Source organism: Streptomyces sp. NTD91, from assembly GCF_059510455.1.
This window is the reverse complement of sequence record NZ_JCAJZW010000057.1, coordinates 23,207-40,141: the sequence shown is the minus strand read 5'-3', so window position 1 is coordinate 40,141 and position 16,935 is coordinate 23,207. Positions and strand designations below refer to the sequence as shown.

At 70.1% G+C, this 16,935-nt stretch carries 12 protein-coding genes and 1 pseudogene; 4 read left to right on the top strand and 9 right to left on the bottom strand.

The window, feature by feature from the left end:
• Positions 1-348 precede the first annotated feature (348 nt).
• The gene (locus AC5WRT_RS35245) at positions 349-729 is read left to right on the top strand and encodes a BlaI/MecI/CopY family transcriptional regulator (protein WP_496098137.1); all 381 of its coding nucleotides are present in this window, start codon (positions 349-351) and stop codon (positions 727-729) included.
• A gap of 135 nt (positions 730-864) precedes the next feature.
• Here AC5WRT_RS35245 and AC5WRT_RS35240 read toward each other — a convergent pair whose 3' ends face one another.
• On the bottom strand, positions 865-1,776 hold the full coding sequence (locus tag AC5WRT_RS35240) for a M56 family metallopeptidase (protein ID WP_496098138.1): 912 nt from the start codon (positions 1,774-1,776) through the stop codon (positions 865-867).
• Between the two features lie 666 nt (positions 1,777-2,442).
• Between AC5WRT_RS35240 and AC5WRT_RS35235 the strand changes: the two genes are divergently transcribed.
• Complete coding sequence (locus AC5WRT_RS35235) at positions 2,443-4,047, top strand: glycosyltransferase family 2 protein (protein ID WP_496098139.1); 1,605 nt, start codon at positions 2,443-2,445, stop codon at positions 4,045-4,047.
• 12 nt (positions 4,048-4,059) lie between these two features.
• Here the strand turns inward: AC5WRT_RS35235 and AC5WRT_RS35230 are convergent, their stop codons facing one another.
• Positions 4,060-6,306, bottom strand: coding sequence for a bifunctional glycosyltransferase/CDP-glycerol:glycerophosphate glycerophosphotransferase (locus tag AC5WRT_RS35230; RefSeq protein ID WP_496098140.1), 2,247 nt, complete (start codon positions 6,304-6,306; stop codon positions 4,060-4,062).
• Positions 6,307-6,816: 510 nt separating this feature from the next.
• Here AC5WRT_RS35230 and AC5WRT_RS35225 point away from each other — a divergent pair.
• Together AC5WRT_RS35225 and AC5WRT_RS35220 are read left to right on the top strand one after the other, a co-directional pair.
• Positions 6,817-7,197 carry a BlaI/MecI/CopY family transcriptional regulator gene (locus AC5WRT_RS35225; protein ID WP_496098141.1) on the top strand — a complete coding sequence of 127 codons (381 nt, stop codon included), beginning with the start codon at positions 6,817-6,819 and terminating at the stop codon, positions 7,195-7,197.
• Between the two features lie 13 nt (positions 7,198-7,210).
• Positions 7,211-8,179, top strand: a complete 969-nt coding sequence (locus AC5WRT_RS35220) for a M56 family metallopeptidase (RefSeq protein WP_496100943.1) — start codon at positions 7,211-7,213, stop codon at positions 8,177-8,179.
• Positions 8,180-9,328: 1,149 nt separating this feature from the next.
• Here AC5WRT_RS35220 and AC5WRT_RS35215 read toward each other — a convergent pair.
• From AC5WRT_RS35215 to AC5WRT_RS35185, 7 genes and pseudogenes are all read right to left on the bottom strand, one after another.
• Positions 9,329-10,783 (bottom strand): cation:proton antiporter domain-containing protein, encoded by a 1,455-nt coding sequence (locus tag AC5WRT_RS35215; protein WP_496098142.1) that lies wholly within the window; start codon positions 10,781-10,783, stop codon positions 9,329-9,331.
• Between the two features lie 534 nt (positions 10,784-11,317).
• On the bottom strand, positions 11,318-11,752 hold the full coding sequence (locus tag AC5WRT_RS35210) for a PPC domain-containing DNA-binding protein (RefSeq protein ID WP_496098143.1): 435 nt from the start codon (positions 11,750-11,752) through the stop codon (positions 11,318-11,320).
• Positions 11,753-12,013: 261 nt separating this feature from the next.
• On the bottom strand, positions 12,014-13,495 hold the full coding sequence (locus tag AC5WRT_RS35205; protein ID WP_496100942.1) for an MFS transporter: 1,482 nt from the start codon (positions 13,493-13,495) through the stop codon (positions 12,014-12,016).
• A gap of 87 nt (positions 13,496-13,582) precedes the next feature.
• Positions 13,583-14,329, bottom strand: a complete 747-nt coding sequence (locus AC5WRT_RS35200) for a GDSL-type esterase/lipase family protein (RefSeq protein ID WP_496100941.1) — start codon at positions 14,327-14,329, stop codon at positions 13,583-13,585.
• A 413-nt stretch (positions 14,330-14,742) separates the two neighbouring features.
• Positions 14,743-15,201: an SPW repeat protein gene (locus tag AC5WRT_RS35195; RefSeq protein ID WP_496098146.1), complete on the bottom strand. Its 459-nt coding sequence runs from the start codon at positions 15,199-15,201 to the stop codon at positions 14,743-14,745.
• A 1,098-nt stretch (positions 15,202-16,299) separates the two neighbouring features.
• Complete coding sequence (locus AC5WRT_RS35190; protein WP_496098147.1) at positions 16,300-16,488, bottom strand: hypothetical protein; 189 nt, start codon at positions 16,486-16,488, stop codon at positions 16,300-16,302.
• A gap of 140 nt (positions 16,489-16,628) precedes the next feature.
• Positions 16,629-16,928 (bottom strand): annotated as a pseudogene (locus AC5WRT_RS35185) (TlpA family protein disulfide reductase); the annotation flags it as partial.
• Between the last annotated feature and the right edge of the window lie 7 nt (positions 16,929-16,935).

Here is a 16,935-nt window from a genome sequence, read left to right as displayed (position 1 = left end):
TTGGCCCGGCCGGCCCTGCGCGCCGCGGCCCGGCCGCCGTCCCTTACGTCGGCCGGGCTGGACGGCTTGGTCCTTCCAGAGGGCTTACGCCGCTGTCCGCTCATGTTTTCGCCACTCCTCGGCCAGGCGCCGACCCACACACGACTGCTACACCGCCCCCGCCGTACCTCAGTGCTTCGCGACGGGGGACCTGGCTTGGAGTAGGCTGACACTCCTGGATTTTTCCTACGGGTTGTAAGATTAGCCAGTGCCTGGTGTGCGACAACAACCGCCCCCTGGCCAAAGCACCACGCCGCGTAGCTATCTGGCGGGGGCCTGCACGCGGGAAGAGAAGACAGGGGGGTCGGGATGACTCACGAGAGTAGTGGCGGCCATGCCGACCGTCGGCCGAGCGGGGCCCTGGAAGCCGAGATCATGGCCGTGCTGTGGGGCGCCGGGGAGTCGATGACCGCGGGTGCCGTCCAGTCCGCCCTCACACCAGGGCTCGCCTACAAGACCGTACTCACCGTCCTGGGTCGGCTGCACGCCAAGGGAATGCTCGAACGCGAGCGCATCGGCCGGGCGCACGCCTATCGCCCGCGCCAGGAATCCGCTCAGACGTCCGCTGAGCAGATGAAGACCGCACTGGACCGCGGTCACGACCGCACAGCCGTGCTGCAGCGCTTCGTCCAGACTCTAGACCCCGCGGACGAGACCGCGCTGCGATCCCTGCTCGCCTCGACGGAGTGACGCTGTCCGAAGAGAACGGCTTCCGCTCGCCATCGGCGTTCAGGGCTCCCGCAAACCCAGCCCCTGGCTCACCGAAGCCGTCCACCGGGGCCCAGTTCAGCGGTCGGACCCAGAGCGGGCCGGGACAGCACGCCCTCAGGACAGGTGCAGAACGTGCATGCAACGGGCCAGGTCGAAGGTAACCTCCGCGAAGGCCACGCCGACCGACGCTGTGACCACGGCTGTGGGCAGGACCGCGGCCCAGCGACTGGTCGGATGTTCGGCCCGCAGAGCGCCGACGCGCGCGGTGACCTTGTGCCCCAGATAAGCCAAGGCCGCCCGCGGCGCACACCTTCGGTCGGCGTCGGCAACCGCGAGCGCGGCACGGGCAAGAGAACGGGCAGCCAGAAGGCGGCTGCCGGTCGTACGAGCGGCTTCCTCGTCCGCCCACCGTTCGATGTGAAAGGCGATGTGGTCACGCACGGGCCGCAGCAGGGGGTTGCAGGCGGCAGCAGCCTCGGCGACCCCTGCGTAGAGGTGATGCCGGTGGAGCAGGTGGGCGCGTTCGTGGGCGAGCAGCACGGCCTGTTCGTCGCCGGGCAAGGCGCGCAGCATCGCGGTGGTCACCACGATCCGCCGCGGTCGCCCCGGAAGCGCGTACGCGTCCGGACGATCCACTTCGACCACAACCAAGTCACCCGCCGCGGGTACCTCTCTCAGCGGGGCCAGCGCGCGCGCCGCAGCCCATCGGCGCCGTATGACCGAGAGGGTCCGGAGCACCCCGCTCGTCAGCAGTCCGGCCGCCAGCACCCCCAGGGCCGCGGGAACCGGGTCATCGCAGGCCAGGGCGACCGGGCTGCTGTGTGCCCGATCCTGAAACGCATCGGTGCGTCCCAGCCCGCCCACCGTCAGGGCGGTCAGGCCCCACACCATGGCGGCCGTCGCGATGACACTCAGCCCGGTCAGCGTCCGTACCACGGCAGCCGGGGCCAGGTGGACCGCCAGACGTCGGCCGAGCACAGCGAGCACGGCCGAGGCCAGCAAGAGGAAATAGACACTGATGCGCACGGAGACTCCGCTCAACTCTCAGTTCCGGCGTCGAGCAATGCACGCAGCACCGCCTCGTCTGCAGGGAGCGATGGTCTCGCCGAAGCATGGCACGGACGGCGCCCAACACTGCGACCGGGCGCCGAGCACGGCCCAGATCGTGCGCGCTGTGATCATGTCACGCATGTGCCGACCCACTCCCGCATCCGCTGCTCCAGTAGAGCACGGTTTCCCGCCTGCCAGACGCCCGGCAGGTAAGACGTGCGTGAGTTCTGCTCCAGCGGTTGCCTCCCTACGAAGAGGACCAGCAGCGCCACCACAACAAGTCGGTGAGCTCTCCCGCGCACACCAGGACACGGGGTGTCCGACCGGGCTCCGCCTGCGGGCGCTCCTCCGATCGGTTCTGATCGGCGGCCTGCCGCGCATGCCGGTCTCTCAAGCCGGGCGCGGTCCGGGGCAGCGCGCGGCCCGCACGGGTGCGGGTTCCGTACGCGGGCCCCGGGTGACGGGTTGTGTCTTTGCCAGATGGCGCCGTGCGGCACATTGTCGCACAGCCTGTAGGACATCCCGAGGCAGGTCCCACATAATGTAGGAGGTCATCGGTCCTGCGCGTGCCGACCCGCGGCCGCGGCGGCGACGGAGAGACGGTGGACGCGGCGGCACGAAAGAGAGCAAGAGGTGTTCAGCGTGAACGGTCCCGTCGTGACGGTGGTCGTCATCACCTACAACGACGCGGGACATGTCGCGGAGGCAGTGGCCTCGGCGCTCGCGCAGGGCGACGTGGTGGGCGAGGTCGTTGTCGTCGACGACGCCTCCACCGACGGCACTCCTCGCGTCCTCGATCAGCTCGCAGCCGCCGAGCCGCGCGTACGTGTCATCCGCCGGGAGACGAACAGCGGCGGTTGTGGCACCCCGCGCAACGACGGCATCGATGCAGCCCGCTGTTCTTGGCTGGTCTTCCTCGACAGCGACGACGTGCTGCCGCCGAAGGCGGTGGACGCGCTGCTCGCCGTCGCACTGCGGCACGATGCCGATGTGGCGGCGGGGCTGTGCGTGCGGCGCGAGGTGCACAGTGGACGCGAGATCGCCTGGCAGGAGGAGCTGTTCACCACCGAGTCGGTGCACGACGGAGTGGCCGGGCGACCGCAGACGCTGTGGGACACGTTGTCGGTGAACAAGATCTACCGTCGTGACTTCCTGCTCTCCCGGCGGATCCGATTCCCCGACGGCGCCGCGCACTACGAGGACTTCGTCTTCACCGCGCGCGTCTACGCGGCCCGCCCGCGCTTCGCCGTCAGTCCGGAGAAGGTGTACGTCTGGAATGTGCGTTACGGCACGGGTCAAGCCTCGATCTCACTGCGCCGAGACCGGATCCGGAACTGGCAGGACAGGGTCTGCGCCCATCAGCAGGTGCTGGAGGTCACGCGGAACAGCGGGGACCGGGATCTGCTGATCGCCGCGCAGACCAAGTTCCTCGAGTTCGATCTCGCCGTTTACCTGCGCGAACTGCCGCAGCGCGCACCGGAGTACCAGGATGCGTGGTGGCGGATCTCCCGCGAACATGTCCGCGCCTTCGAGTCGGGGGCCCTACGCCGGGCCACGCCCGCCGCCCGCTGGCGCGCCGCGGTGCTCCTCGGACGCGAGCGGAATGCCGCGAAGCTCCAGCGGCTCGCCGAACTGGCCACCGACCCTCCGCGGCTGGCGCCGCCGTACGCCGGTGACGCGCGCAGACCGCTGTGGGACGAAGCGGGTTCCGCCCCTGAGGGAGCGGAGGAAATCGTGCTCGACGGCCTCCTCGATGCCCCGTTCGCCCAACTGCCGTTCTACGTCGCCGCGGACGTGAGCACGGCCCGTCGGCTCCTGCTCGAACTTCGGCTGGCCGACCTCTACGGCAGGATCGCACACGCCGGCCCGGAGCGAGTGACCGTGGAGCTGCGGCACCGGGTGACGGGCACGGCACACCGGTACGAGGCAGTGTGGGAGGCCGAGGAGGGCGGACAGGGCTGGCGCGCCGTTGCCGTCGCCGACGCCGCGGCCCTCTGTGAACGCGGCACGATCAGCACGTGGGACGCGTGGGCGACCCTGACCTTCCGGGACGGCGAGCCGGTCACCAGGCCGCTGTGTGCCGGATCCGGCCTCAGGCGGCTGGTGCGGGTCGGCCGGCGGGGGCAGGTGCTCCTGCTCCAGCCCCACGCCACCAACAGCGGGTGTCTCGCGGTGCGCGTCGCCGATGGCCTCTTCGGGATGCGTACCGTCCTCGCAGGACGGCTCGCCCGCCGCATGCGACGCTGACCGGCGTCGACCTCAACCACCTGCTCGCGGCAGGGCGTTCGGGGCAGCAGGCGCCCCGGCCCGCTCCCCCAGGAAGACGCTGCGCACCACACGCTCCGCCGCGCGCCCGTCGTCGTACGGGCAGAAGCGCTCCCGGAACCCGGCGAGCCGTCCGGCCGCTTCCGGCCCCTTGTGCTCGCCGCTCTGGAACACCTTGACAAGCTCTTCCTGCGTGGTGGCGACCGCTCCGGGCCCCTCGGTCAGCAGGTCGAAGTAGACCCCTCGTGAGCGCCGGTACGTCTCCCAGTCGGGGGCGTAGATCACGATCGGTCTGTCCAGGGCGGCGTAGTCGAACATCACCGAGGAGTAGTCGGTGATCAGCACATCGGCGGCGACGCACAGGTCTTCGATCGAAGGATGGGACGAGACGTCCACGATGCCCCGTGACGGGGGGATCCGGTGGGTGTCGAAGTAGTGCGAACGCACCAGCAGGACGTGGTCGTGCCCGAGCTGTTCGGCGCATCGCTGCACGTCCAGCGGGAGCGTCGGCTCCTCCTCGTGGTCACGGTGGGTGGGCGCATAGAGGACGGCGGTCTGCCCAGGGCCGATGCCGAGTTCCCCGCGGACATGGTTCACCCGGTCGGGCGAGGGGTTGACCAGCCGGTCGACGCGCGGATAGCCCGTCTCGAGCACCTCGTAGGCGCCGGGGTAGACCCTGGTGAACACCTCGGTGGTGTGCGGGTTCGGTGAGACCAGGACGTCCCACCGGCCGCACTGCTCCACCAGTCGGTCGAAGTTCATCCCGCGTGCGGCAGCGGGGTGGTCCCGCAGGTCGGTCCCCATCTTCTTCAGGGGTGTGCCGTGCTGTGTCTGCACCAGCACCGCGCCACGCCGCTTGGGCAGCTCAAACGGGAAGTTGACGTTGTTGACCAGGTACTTGGCCCGCGCCATCGTCCGCAGGCAACGGGGCGATCCCTCCACCACGTACTCGACGCCCGGCGGGACGGAGGCCGTCGCACCGTTGGCGACCACCCACACCCCACGGATGCCGGGTGCGAGTTCGCGGGCCTTCTCGAAGATCGCCGCAGGATTGCAGGCGTAACCTCGGTTCCAGTAGGCGGCGTACACGGCGAGGGTGTCGTCGACGGGAAGCAGCAGGCAGGCGCGGTAGTAGGCCCGCCGCAGCGCCGTTGCGGCACGCCGGGGCGTCCGCCGCGCGGCACCACGCGCCCGGCCGAGGCCGGCCCGCAGCGCGAGACGAAGCCGGTTCACCGGCTCCAGCGCCGCGTACGCGGGGTAGGCACCTCGCTCCACCAGTCGGTACTGCAGGCCACGCAGGCCGGGCGGGTGGGAGTAGTCGCGCGGCCGGAACCTCCGGAAGTGTTCCGCCGTCCGCCGGAAGAAATCGCGTCGCAGGTTCTCCGGCACCAGTGCGGGGGTGGCCAGCACGGTCGTCGCGTGCCGAACTGTGCGGTGGAAGACCGCCTTGCGGAACGGCTCGGCGGTCACGGCCTCGCGGTCGATGAAGGCGAAGATCCGCTCGTACTGCCCGAAGACATCGAAGTGCTTCGGGCTGGACGTGTTGGTGATCGCGCCCTCGCGCCCGCGCCGGTAGTGGTAGCAGACCCGGTCGAGCATGCTGATCCGACGGGCGGCGAGCAACACGGGGTACGTGACGGAGATGTCCTCGTAGTACCCGGATCCGAAGTCCACCTCCAGGCCGAGAAGGAACTTCCGGCGCAGCACCCTGCTCCACGCGGTCATGATGAGGTCCAAGGCGCTGGGCCGCTCCGCGAGCGTGAACGTCTCGGGGGCGTCCCGGAAGAGATGCGCGCGCGTGTTGCGCCTCAGGCTCCCGTCCGGGTCGACCAGAGCGTGGTCGACGAGAAGCACGTCGGGGCCGGTCCGCCGCAGCCGCTCGGCGACCGCGGCCAGCGCGCCGGAGGCCAGCCGGTCGTCGCTGTCGACGAACCACACGTACTCGCCCTTGGCCCGGGCCAGGCCCTCATGGCGCGCGCGGCCGAGACCGACGTTCTGCGGCAGGTGCACCACGCGCAGCCGAGGGTCCCGGGCCGCGTACGCGTCGAGAAGGGCACCGCTGCCGTCGGGGGAACAGTCGTCCACCGCCACGACCTCGACGCTGTCGAAGGACTCCGGTGACCCCAGGATGGAGTCCAGGCACTCCGGCAGATACTCCTGCACCCGGTACACGGGCAGGACGACACTGATGAACACCGCTTTCTCGGGCGGCTTCGTGGCCGGGCTGTCATTTGATGCCACATTTCCTCCAGGCAGGTGTCAGCGTGCACGCGTTGCCCGGGCCGGGGCATGACCTACGCCCGGCCCCCTTCCCAGGCGGACCGACCTGTCGACGGATGCACACCACCTCAGGCGCACACCTGTACGCGGACCGCGGCAGATCCTGGCACGCACTTTAGTCCTACACGGTGTAGGACTTCCAGGGAGACCTCTGCGTCGACAAAGGTGGCACCCGACTCGGAGATACCGGGGGCGGCGTCACCGCACCCAGCCCCCAGCCAAAACACCACCCGAAAGGACGAAACAGCGCAGGATCGGCCGGACACTCCGTGGACCCCCTCCCGGCAGATCTTTCCGGCGACGAGGTCGGCCGTGGCAACGATGGCGGAGCACCCGGAGACAGCCGGCCCCACGGGCACCGGGTGGCGTGCTCCCTACGAGGGCGTGGCAGACTCGGCGGCGCGCCGGCGTCTACACGGTCGTAAAACTTTGACGAGACTGTAGACAGCGAAGGGAAGGGAACATCAACTCGTGAACCCCGGATCCGCTGCCCACAGGCGGCGGCCAGGCAGCCTGGAGGCCGAGGTGCTCGCCCTGCTGCAGTCCGCCCGCCGCGCACTGACCGCCGGCGAGTTGCTGCCGCGCTTGGGCGACGACCTTGCGTACAGCACGGTGGCCACGGTGCTGTCCCGGATGCACGACAAGGGCGTGCTGACTCGGACCAAGCAGGGCCGCTCGTACACGTACACATCGATGACGGACGCTCCGGGCATGACCGCTCGCCGGATGCACCAGGCGCTCGACTCGGATCCGAACCACGGGGCCGTGCTCGCCCGGTTCGTCGACAAGCTGCCCGCCGCAGACGAAGAGCTGCTACGACAGTTGCTGGGCGATCTTCCGGAGGAGCGGTGAGCGCGCCGTGTTGATGCATCTTCTCGTGTACCTGCCGCTGCTCTTTCCCGTCCCGGCAGCGCTCGCGGCCCGCACGCTGGCCGAGCGGCTACAGCCGTGGCTGGCGACCTGGCTGCCGGCCTGCGGCGCACTACTCCTGGCCACGCTCAGCTGTGCCGCCCTGGGTGTTCTGACGGTGGCCGGCCTCGTGCGGCTGCCCCTGGCCGCGCTGTTGGGTGGTTGGTCGCCCGCCGTGGTGCGCGCGGGTGACCCGGTGTCCACCGGTGAGGCGGTGGCAGCCTGCCTTGCGCTGACGGTTGCGGTGACGGCCGGGGCTCGGATGCTGTGGCGGCGGGTGCGCTCGCTGGCCTCGGCCACACTGGAGGCCGCCTGCCTGCCGGGCCCCGACCGGCTGGTGATCCTCGACGACGACGCCCCTGACGCCTACGCGCTGCCCGGGCTGCCGGGACGCATCGTGGTGTCCTCGGGCATGCTCGATGCGCTGGATGAGGCGGATCGCGAGGCCATGGTCGCGCACGAACGCGCTCATCTGGCCTGCCACCACTATGCGTTCGTCGCTGCGGCCCACCTGGCTGCGGCCGTGAACCCGCTGCTGCGGCCGACCGCCACCGCTGTCGCCTACACCGTGGAACGCTGGGCGGACGAGCACGCGGCGAGTGCTTGCGGGGACCGTCGCCAGGTCGCCCGCGCGGTCGGCAAGGCGGCCCTGGCCACGTCCCGCGCCCCGTCTCGCAAGCGCATCCCGGGAGCGATCATGGGTTTTCTGGGATCGCGGCGGCGCCGCGATCCACTCGCCTCCGCCGGGCCCGTCCCTCGCCGCGTGGCCGCCCTGCTCGCCGAACCCCGTACGTACCCGGGGCGGTTCGATCTCCCGCTGCTGCCGCTCGCCGCTGCGGCCGCCGTGATGGTCACCAGCGCACTGTGCGCGTTCGTCGCCGCCCACAACCTGCACGCCGTCCTCGAAAGCGCCGGACCGGGCTGACCCGCACCGCCGCCTGCCGCCCGTAGGCCAACCGCAAGTTTCTACGGCTACCAAACTTCGCAGGCGACATGTCCGGGCGACGCTAGGGCGTGTTTCGAAAGTCCCGTCTGGTCCGCGGCGTCTGGCACGGCGCCTCGCCGCGTTGTCGGGATCGTCCGCGTACGCCCGGTACGAGGACGACCCTCCGCCTTGCGATGCACCGCACCAGACGCCGCGGACCCCGCCCTCCGGGCGGACGACGCCACTTTCGAAACACGCCCTAGTGCCGCCCACTCGTGACCGGCAATGACGGACAGCCGTCTGGCCTGCCTCACCGTCGCCCTTCATCGACCGTCACAGGAACAGCTTGAAGCCCTCCTTCTGGTACAGGGCTGTCCACACGTCATGTAGCGGGCCCCAACGGCCCGCGATGCGGGGAACTCGGCGCGCTGTCGGCGTTCCCGCTCCCGGCGGGCCTGGCTTGGGCTATCCACTGCTGAACGCGGGCCTCGACAGCCGCGAGGTCCTTCTCGGTGAGCTGCTGGCCGGTGTCGGCCATGAGGGTCAGTGCTGGACGACTGCATGTGAGGGGGGTCGGCGACCGCGGAACACGTGACCGAGGAGTCACCGCGAGCACCGCCTGCTGCGACTTGGCAGTCGCACCAACTACATTGTCTGCGCCATGAATTGGTCGAATCCCAGGTGCAGTTGACTTCTGCGGGCAGGTGATCGACGGTCCCCACCTCCGTCTCCGCACCGACGTGCCGTGAACCGGCCGGCGCGCGCGGCGGCGGACGAGCGGCCAGCTGCCCGCGATCACCGACGGCGGAACCAGAAGGCCGGGCCACCCAGGGGGACGGCCGAAGGGCGCGCAGGGCGCCCGTGTCCCGCAGCAGTGGAGCACACGGCGCCGACGCGGCCTCCGCCAGGGCAGTCGCACAGCCGGTGGAGGAGCCCGTTGCGCTGCCCGTCGACGAGGGTTGTTGCCCCGACCCATGAACCGGCCCTGGGCGATCGACCGGGCCGGGAGCACACCTTGGCCGGCCGCGGTGGGCCGGCGGGGACGCCGAGGGGCGGGGGTAGCACCCGAGGTGACCCGCTGCCTCCCCCGGCCGGTGCGGTCCTTCGCGGTCTGTTGCCGGAAGTGGAACTGGCCGCAGACGGTCAGGCTCACCTACCGGTGAACAGCTGCATCACATCGTCGGGTTCCGCCTCCTCGGGGTCGAACAGGAGAAGGACGTCGTCGCCGGCCCGGAGCCGGGCGGAAGGACGGCCGGAAACCAGTGTTCCCTGTCGGACGATGAGGCTGACCCATACGTGTTCGCCCACGTCCAGATCGCCGATGGCGCTGCCGTCAGCGGGGGCTCCCTGACTCACGGTTACCCGGCGCACTCCCTCCGGCCGGTTGCTCAGGCGGATTCCGAGAGCCCACGGTTCCAGCTCGCCGGTACGCATGGGCACACTGCACCAGCGGGCGACCAGCGGGAGCAGTGAGCCCTGGACAACGACGGAGAAGGCGACCGCCAGGAAGACGACATCGTAGATTCGGTCGCCGTGCGGCTGGTCCGCGCTGAGGGCGAAACTGCCCAGGAGAATGGGGACGGCGCCCTTGAGGCCGGCGAAGGCGATGAAGACACCTTCTGCCCGGCGCAGTCTCAGAGGCCACAGCAGGAGCGTCATGACCACGGGCCGTGCCACCAGCGCCAGCACCACCGCAAGAGCGATCCCGGTGCCCCAGGCACGCTGCGCGGCGAAGGTCCACAGCGGCACCGTCAGGCCGAGCATCACGAAGGCCACGATCTCCGCCAGGCTGGCCAGCGCGGCGTGGAACCGCTCGATCTCCCCCTTGTACGGCGCCCGGGCATCGCCGAGCGCGACTCCGGCGACGAACACGGCCAGGAATCCGGATCCATGGGCCATGGTCGCGAGGCCGTAGAGAGCGAACGCACAGGCCAGCGTGCGCAACGGGTAGAGGCCCTCGCTGGGCAGCGGAACCTTCTGCATGAATGCCTTGATCGCCAGGCCGCCCAGCACCCCGAGGGCGGCGCCGATGGCCATCTGCTCGGCGAAGACCACGACGACCTGACCGGCCCGTACGGCGGGGGACGTACCCGCTGCACCCAGAAGAGCGCCCATGAGCGCGATTCCGACCGGGTCATTGGCTCCCGACTCGCCCAGGAGCAGCGGGCCGGCTCGGCCTCTGATCTCCTTGCCGCCCAGCACGGAGAACACCACGGCGGGGTCCGTCGGAGCGAGCGCGGTGCCGAGCAGGAGCGCCGAGGTCCAGTCGAAACCGAGGAGCCGGGCCGCGAAGGCCATGACGGCAGCGGTGGCGAAGGTGCCGAGCGTCCCGATCCACGCGACGGCCCCCGCGTTCGGGCGCAGGCGCTGCCAGCCCAGGTCCATGCCACCGTTGAACAGGACGACCACCAGGGCAAGCGACACGACTTCCTGGACGATTCCGATCGACAGGTCCCTGAGGGCGGGAGCCAGGTCGGAGGCCACCGCCGCGGCCAGGAGGAAGAGCGCGGCCGCGGGCACGTGCAGGAACCTGCTGAGCCGGTTCGAGAGCACGGCTGCGACGCCGGCCAGGGCCACCACGGCGACGGCTGTCGCCAACGACACGACCTCCTCCATGACGCCGTGGGCCCCTTTCTCTCCGGTGTCGGCTCTCGGCCCAACGGGTGTGACGCACCCGGGGGACGACGGGCTGACACCACGTCGTCGCGGCTGGGAGTACCGCGGATCGACCATTCCTATGGTGGGGAATTCCCGGAAGCAATGCTCGCAGGAACGCCGCGACGACCAGGACCGACGCCAGGTCGGCATGGATCGCATCAGGGCGCGGGTTCAGGTGAAGGCGCAGAGAGCGCCTCGCGTGGCGTGGCCCAGCCGGTGCTCCGGCGCGGCCGGGCCGGCTCGGCGCGAGCCTGCGCCTGTCCGCCCTGTCGGCTGCGCTGCTGTGCGCCGTCGGCCTGATCCGCCCGGCCGTCGGCTCGGATCGCCGCCGCACGGTGTGTTCCTCGGCCCGGCCGCCGCCGCTCCCGTCCTGGCCAGAAATGTTCGGGCTCCCTCGCAGGTGCGGAACGAGGACCGACCGGGGCTTCCCGGGCGTGAGCGCAACACAGTCGACGGGAGCGGGACCACGCTGCCCCGCGCTCACGCCGGATCGATCAGTGCCAGACCGAGATCGGGGCGGTAGGTCTTCTGCAGCTCTGCCGGGCTGTCCCGGACCATGACTTCGAGCGTCGGCCACACCTTGCCCTCCAGCAGGTGGCCGCCTCGGGTCGTGCCGTCGGAGAGTCCGAGCACGGCGTGCAGATGGGGGGTCGGGCCCTCATCCCCGCGGGCGATGTCCCCCAGCAGCGAAAGCACTTCGCACTGCTCGTCCACCGGTATCCGCCGGTAGTCCTTGGCCTCGCGATCGAACCACCCGACCGTAGCCCGGGAGAAGGCACCCACCGCCGTCACCTGCGACGCACCGAGGTCGCGGTCGCGCACGAACTCGGTGATCCCGGCAAGGGCCTCCTCACCCGCACGGAAGACGACGACGTAGACGGCGCCCGGGGCTTCCTGCACCTGCTGCCACTTCATGCGCGTCTGCGTACCCCTGCGGTGCGCCGTCAACCACGGCCACGGCCCGTGGCGGCCCTTACCGCGCCGTCCTCCTCCAACGGGCGTCGCACCCTGGACGTCGGCGGCCCTCAGCCGTCACCCACCCCGTGGCTCGGCTCCTCATCACCCCTGGGTCACCGAATGCGCACCTTCCCGGAGTGATCAGCGGATCTGCCGCTTGGCCGGGGCGATGGGCGAGGATCTCCGGCGTGCCGGCCCGGTCGTGGGGTGTGCCCGGGGTCAGCCGACCGGGTGGACGGCTTCGTCCGAGGCGCCGGCTGTCGCCACGTCGCGGGGATAGCTGCGCAGGGCCAGGAGGCCCAGTAGTCCTGCAACGGTGAGCGGGGCGAGGAAGAGGAGGAAGGTCCATCTGAGGCCGTTGCTGGGAAAGACGTCGGCCGACATGTAGCCGAACAGCAGAGGAGCGGCCAGTTCACCGAAGGTGCGCACCGCGGTCCGCGCCGATTCGGACGTTCCCCACAGGCCGGAGGGCACGATGTCGAGCCGTGCGGCGTCCAGGGGTGGGTTGGTGGCGGTCACCGTGATGCCACCCAGGAACAGCAGGGGAACCGCCACCAGGGGCGAGGTGGCGAGCAGCGCGGGCGCGAGCACGAACGGGGAAACGAGCAGCGACACCACGGGGACGACGACGCGTCCGTTCTGGCGCCCGGCTCGCAGCAACCGGTCCGCCGCCTGGCCGCCGAGATGGAGGCCGATGACGCCGCCCGTCCCGACGACGATCGCCACCACGCTGGCTGTCGGCCGGCTGATGCCGTACTGCTGGGTGGCGAACAGGACGCCGAAGGTGCGTACGCCGGCGAAGAAGAAGTAGCCCAGTGATGATGCCGTGATCATGATGAGTACCGTGGGGATCCGCAGAACGTACAGGAACGCCCTGGGCACCGGCATGTGACGTGGGTCTTCCCGCAGGATCGCATCGGCGCGCGGGAGGACATCGTGCTCGGCGACCAGCCGCCCGGCCTTGTCGCGGGCGGCGGACGCACCCGTACGCTCGGAGCCCGCCTCCGACTCGCGGGATCCGTTGTCCGTCCCGGCGTCCGCCTCCCCGTGTGATGGCCGCTGACCGCCTCGCCGTGGCTCGTGGGAGTGCCATACGCGCCACGCGAGCAGGGCCGCGGGGGCCGCCGGCCAGGCGATCGACAGGCGCCAGGACCCGAAGGAGGCCAGAGCGGTCGTCATGAGGAGGCCGATGCCCGTGCCGAGGAACTCGCCCATGAGGACGTACGCGTAGAGCTGGGCCCGCCGGGCGACGGGGAAGAAGTCGCCGACCAGGGAGGCGACCGTCGGCCCGGCGGTCGCCGTGACCGCGCCGAGCGCGCCCCTGGTCACGACGAGCCAGGTGAAGGAGGGCGCGGCTGCTGACAGCCCGGTCGCCACGGCCCAGAGCACGATACTGCCTCCGAGCAGCCGGACGCGGACGACCCGGTCGGTCAGCACACCGACCGGCAAGGTGCAGACGGCGCCGGTCAGAGAGGTGATCGAGGCGAGCAGGCCCAGGCTGGTGTGGCCGATGCCGAAGGCCTGTTCCAGGCTGCGCGCGTTCACCGCAAGGGTGCCCTTGTCGGCCCCGTCCAGACTTATCACGAAGGCGAGCAGCACGATGGGGGCCAAGTACCGCTCGCCTCCGACCCGGTTCACGGCCCGGGCACGCAGTCGGCGGGCGACCGACCGGACCGTGTGGCCAGGCCATCGTCTGGGCATGACATCACCGTTCTGTGCGGGGCGCTGTCGGCGCGATGCCGCGCGGACGAGAAGGCGCGCGGCACGAGGGGCGCGTGCTGGGGCGAATCATCCCGGAACGTGTGAGAGAAACCGCTGATCGGCGAGCGCGCTGGCGAGTTCCCCGGCGGCCGTCGGATGGAGCGGGGCCTTGTCGGCAGGCCCTTGGACGTACGGCTGGCTGCTGCACAGTTCGTGTCCGGCGAAGTGCGGCCGCGCGAAGGGGAAGCCCGCGGCTTCCGCACCCTCGCGCAGTGCGGTGTTGAGCGATGCCAGACGTGCGCGCAGGACTTCGGCCTTCTCCCGGGTGAGCCCTTCGCGCTTGAGGCATCCGATGTCCGGGCCGAAGGGGTCGTAGTACGCGTTGATCAGGACGGTCGGGTGCTGCGGTACGGTGGACAGCTGCCGCAGCAGTTTGCGGTAGTCGAGCGTGAACCGGGTGAGCCAGCTTCGGAAATACGCGTTCGTGGCCCGGTCGTCGCACGCCTCGGCCGCGACGCACAGCCGGGTCAGATCCGCCCAGCGCACGTCGTTCGCTCCGATGCTGATGATGAGCGCGGCAGCTTTCGTCGCCCGTTGCGCCTGGGCGAGCTGGGCGAGCTGGGCCGGGGCTACACGGTCACCCACGATCTGCACACCGAGGATGCCGTCGCGGACGGTGGCACCGGAGCAGGCCAGGTTGAGCACGTCCCAGCGGTTGGCCTTGGCCAGGGCCTGCGCGTAGGAGTCGGCGCTGCGACCGCACGCCGTGTCACCCGCATCGTCTGACCGGCGGCCGACACTGTCTGCATCGGTGTGATCCGCACCGACAGCCATGTGGCCGCCACGGCCAGCAGCACGAGAACGAGCGTGTACGGTACCGCGACCGTCAGCCGTCTCAGTGAGGGGCGAGCCACGTGCCCTCCTTCCACCGACCATGGTGCGGCAGGATCTTGCACCATGCTCCCAGGCGCGTGGTGGCTGCGCGTCCGCCGGTCACTGTGGGGCCGCCGTTGTCAGGGGCACAGGGCCGGGTGCGGTCATCGTGCTGATCGTCTTCGGGCTTCGACCTGGCTCCGGCCACCCCTCGGTGGTCGTCGCCATCACGCGGGGCGCGGGCATGAACGATCATCGATGAGCGTGGAGAATCACCCGTCCGGCGTCTGCGCGACAAGGCCGGTCCGGATCAGCCCAGCACCGCTGACCCGGATCAGACCAGTGCCACGGACGGCTGACCGGCGGAGTCGGCCCTAACCGGACATCCGACGGCCGTGACCGACGGTGAGGCCGACCACGAGGCTCGTGGCAACGAAGCCCAGCAGGGCTGTTACTCCGCCCACCCAGCAGTTGTTCCAGACGATGCCTGCGCGTGCGCCGTGGGAGGCGGTGACCACCCAGGGAGAGATCACAAGCCAGACGCCGAACGGAACCGCCACCCACGCCAGGCGCAGCATGCGCTCGGGGACGAGTGCCAGGCCGAGTCCGATCATGCCGACGGTGATGCCGACAATCAAATTGTTGACGGTGATATTGGGCTCCCCCGAGAAGTGCACGACCCACGGGGATATTGCGGCGTACACGCCGGCCAGAAGAATCAATCCCTCAAGAGCGATCGCACCACTGCTGGAAGCCGTGCGTTCGAGCCGCTCCCGCATTTCCGCTATGTCGGGATGCATGGTCATGCCGGTGGAGTGTTGCGGATACGACATCGTCGTCGTCTCCTCTCCGGAAGTACGGCTGCTGTCCTTTTGTCGAGTTCCCCGGGCAGAGGGAACGACCCGCCTTTCACCACGGCATTCGCATAACGGGCAGGGCTGGCGGGCTCAAGAGGCCGGCAGTGTCAGCACCTGGTCCTTGTAGTCCACGGTGATGGTCCCGAATCGGCTCAGCACGTCGGAGCCGAGCAGCCCCTGGATGTGCACACCGCCCTGCGGGGGTCTTCATGCGGATCACCGTCGCATCAGCCCCACCCAGGTCGACCGTGCCCGCCTTCCAGCTGCGCAGCCGGACCTGGGATGCCTTTTCGGTGCCGGTGACGCCAGCGATGGGCCGCCGTTCACCCGTTCGGGGCAGGTCCGGCTTCCGCGCCACGTCGCTGTCGACGGCACTGGACGCTCGCTGCACGCGAGCACACGCTGCAACTGCACCCGCAGTTCGTGTACTGCACTGTGCTGCGTCGCTCTCCTGCCACGCCAGACCCAAGGAAATGTGACAGGCGTGCGATGTGGGCCGGACGAGTGGAGTGGCGGACAGGGCTCCCTCGGGGCCACCGGCGGAGTGCACCGAGGTTCCGGACGGGTACCGTGGTACGGGCCGCACATCGGGCCGTGGAGTCAGCGCAATGGCTGCCGGCTCACGGTGTCAGAGGGCCGTGGCCGATGCACGCTGGATTCGCAGCAGGCGACGCGAGGCTCCCACGATGTACATCGATCCCCAGCGCAACGACTGAGTCCGAGGAGGCCCGCATCCGCCGACGCACCAGCCAGAAGCTTGATCGGCTGCCGATCGCACAGATCCGCCTGTGGGCCGCCGACCGCGCCCTTGTCTCCAGAGATCGGGCGGCGTTCGAACGCCGGCTCGAAGCCAACGGACTCGACGGCCCAGCCTGATTTCGGTCGGCGGCAGCCTGGGCATCTGCTCGCCCTTCCTCTCGGGTCCCGGCCCGGGAACAGGCAGGTCCTTGCTCGATCGGCCGAAAGCACTGCTCAGAGACCTGAAGTCGCGGGCGCTCGTCGGGTGTTGACGGATCTTCCCTGCGGCCACCGTCCTGCTGTGACGGACGCGCGGACGGAGAATGGCCGCGCCTGTCAGTCACCAGGATGGGCTGGCGCTTTCAGCTTCCAGCCGCTGCCGGTACAACCGCTGTGCAGCGGCGGGAACCGGTGGCCCATGACGTCCGTGCTGTACTCGTGGCCTCGTGCGCAGTCACATGCGTAGATGCCGGACACCGGCACCACTTCGCCCGGGCGATAGATCTGGTCACGTTCAGCGTTCATGCATCCTGTCTACAGTGTCTTGTCGACGCACGTGCACCAGCGCCACCGGGCGTGGCCCACATGGATCAGGCGAGGCATCCGGCGCTCCGGGCATCCCGCCGGAAGGCTTCCCTCCGCAATCCCTCTCACGGGGGTGGTTGTCATTCGTCGGCCAGCAGCGATTCCACGGCGGCGTGCAGTTCCTGCGGAGTCGTCGCACCGACCCGGCGCACGACGCCGTCGGCGCCGACCAGGACGTTGGTCGGGACACCCGTGATGCCGAGGCGGGCGGCGTACTCGCCGGTCTCGTCGAGGAGCACCGTGCCCTCGATACCCCAGACGGCGCAGAAGTTGCGGGCCTCCTCGGAGGCGTTCACGCTCTCCCAGACGTTGATCATGATCATGTCCAGCCCGGACCGGGCGGTACGGCGGCGCAGTTCCTCCAATACCGGCGCCTCCGCGTTGCAA

Coding starts and splice junctions, on each gene's coding strand:
- AC5WRT_RS35205 (WP_496100942.1), bottom strand. CDS start 13,495: ATGCCCAGACGATGGCCTGGCCACACGGTCCGGTCGGTCGCCCGCCGA.
- AC5WRT_RS35220 (WP_496100943.1), top strand. CDS start 7,211: ATGCATCTTCTCGTGTACCTGCCGCTGCTCTTTCCCGTCCCGGCAGCG.
- AC5WRT_RS35210 (WP_496098143.1), bottom strand. CDS start 11,752: ATGAAGTGGCAGCAGGTGCAGGAAGCCCCGGGCGCCGTCTACGTCGTC.
- AC5WRT_RS35245 (WP_496098137.1), top strand. CDS start 349: ATGACTCACGAGAGTAGTGGCGGCCATGCCGACCGTCGGCCGAGCGGG.
- AC5WRT_RS35190 (WP_496098147.1), bottom strand. CDS start 16,488: ATGAACGCTGAACGTGACCAGATCTATCGCCCGGGCGAAGTGGTGCCG.
- AC5WRT_RS35200 (WP_496100941.1), bottom strand. CDS start 14,329: ATGGCTGTCGGTGCGGATCACACCGATGCAGACAGTGTCGGCCGCCGG.
- AC5WRT_RS35195 (WP_496098146.1), bottom strand. CDS start 15,201: ATGTCGTATCCGCAACACTCCACCGGCATGACCATGCATCCCGACATA.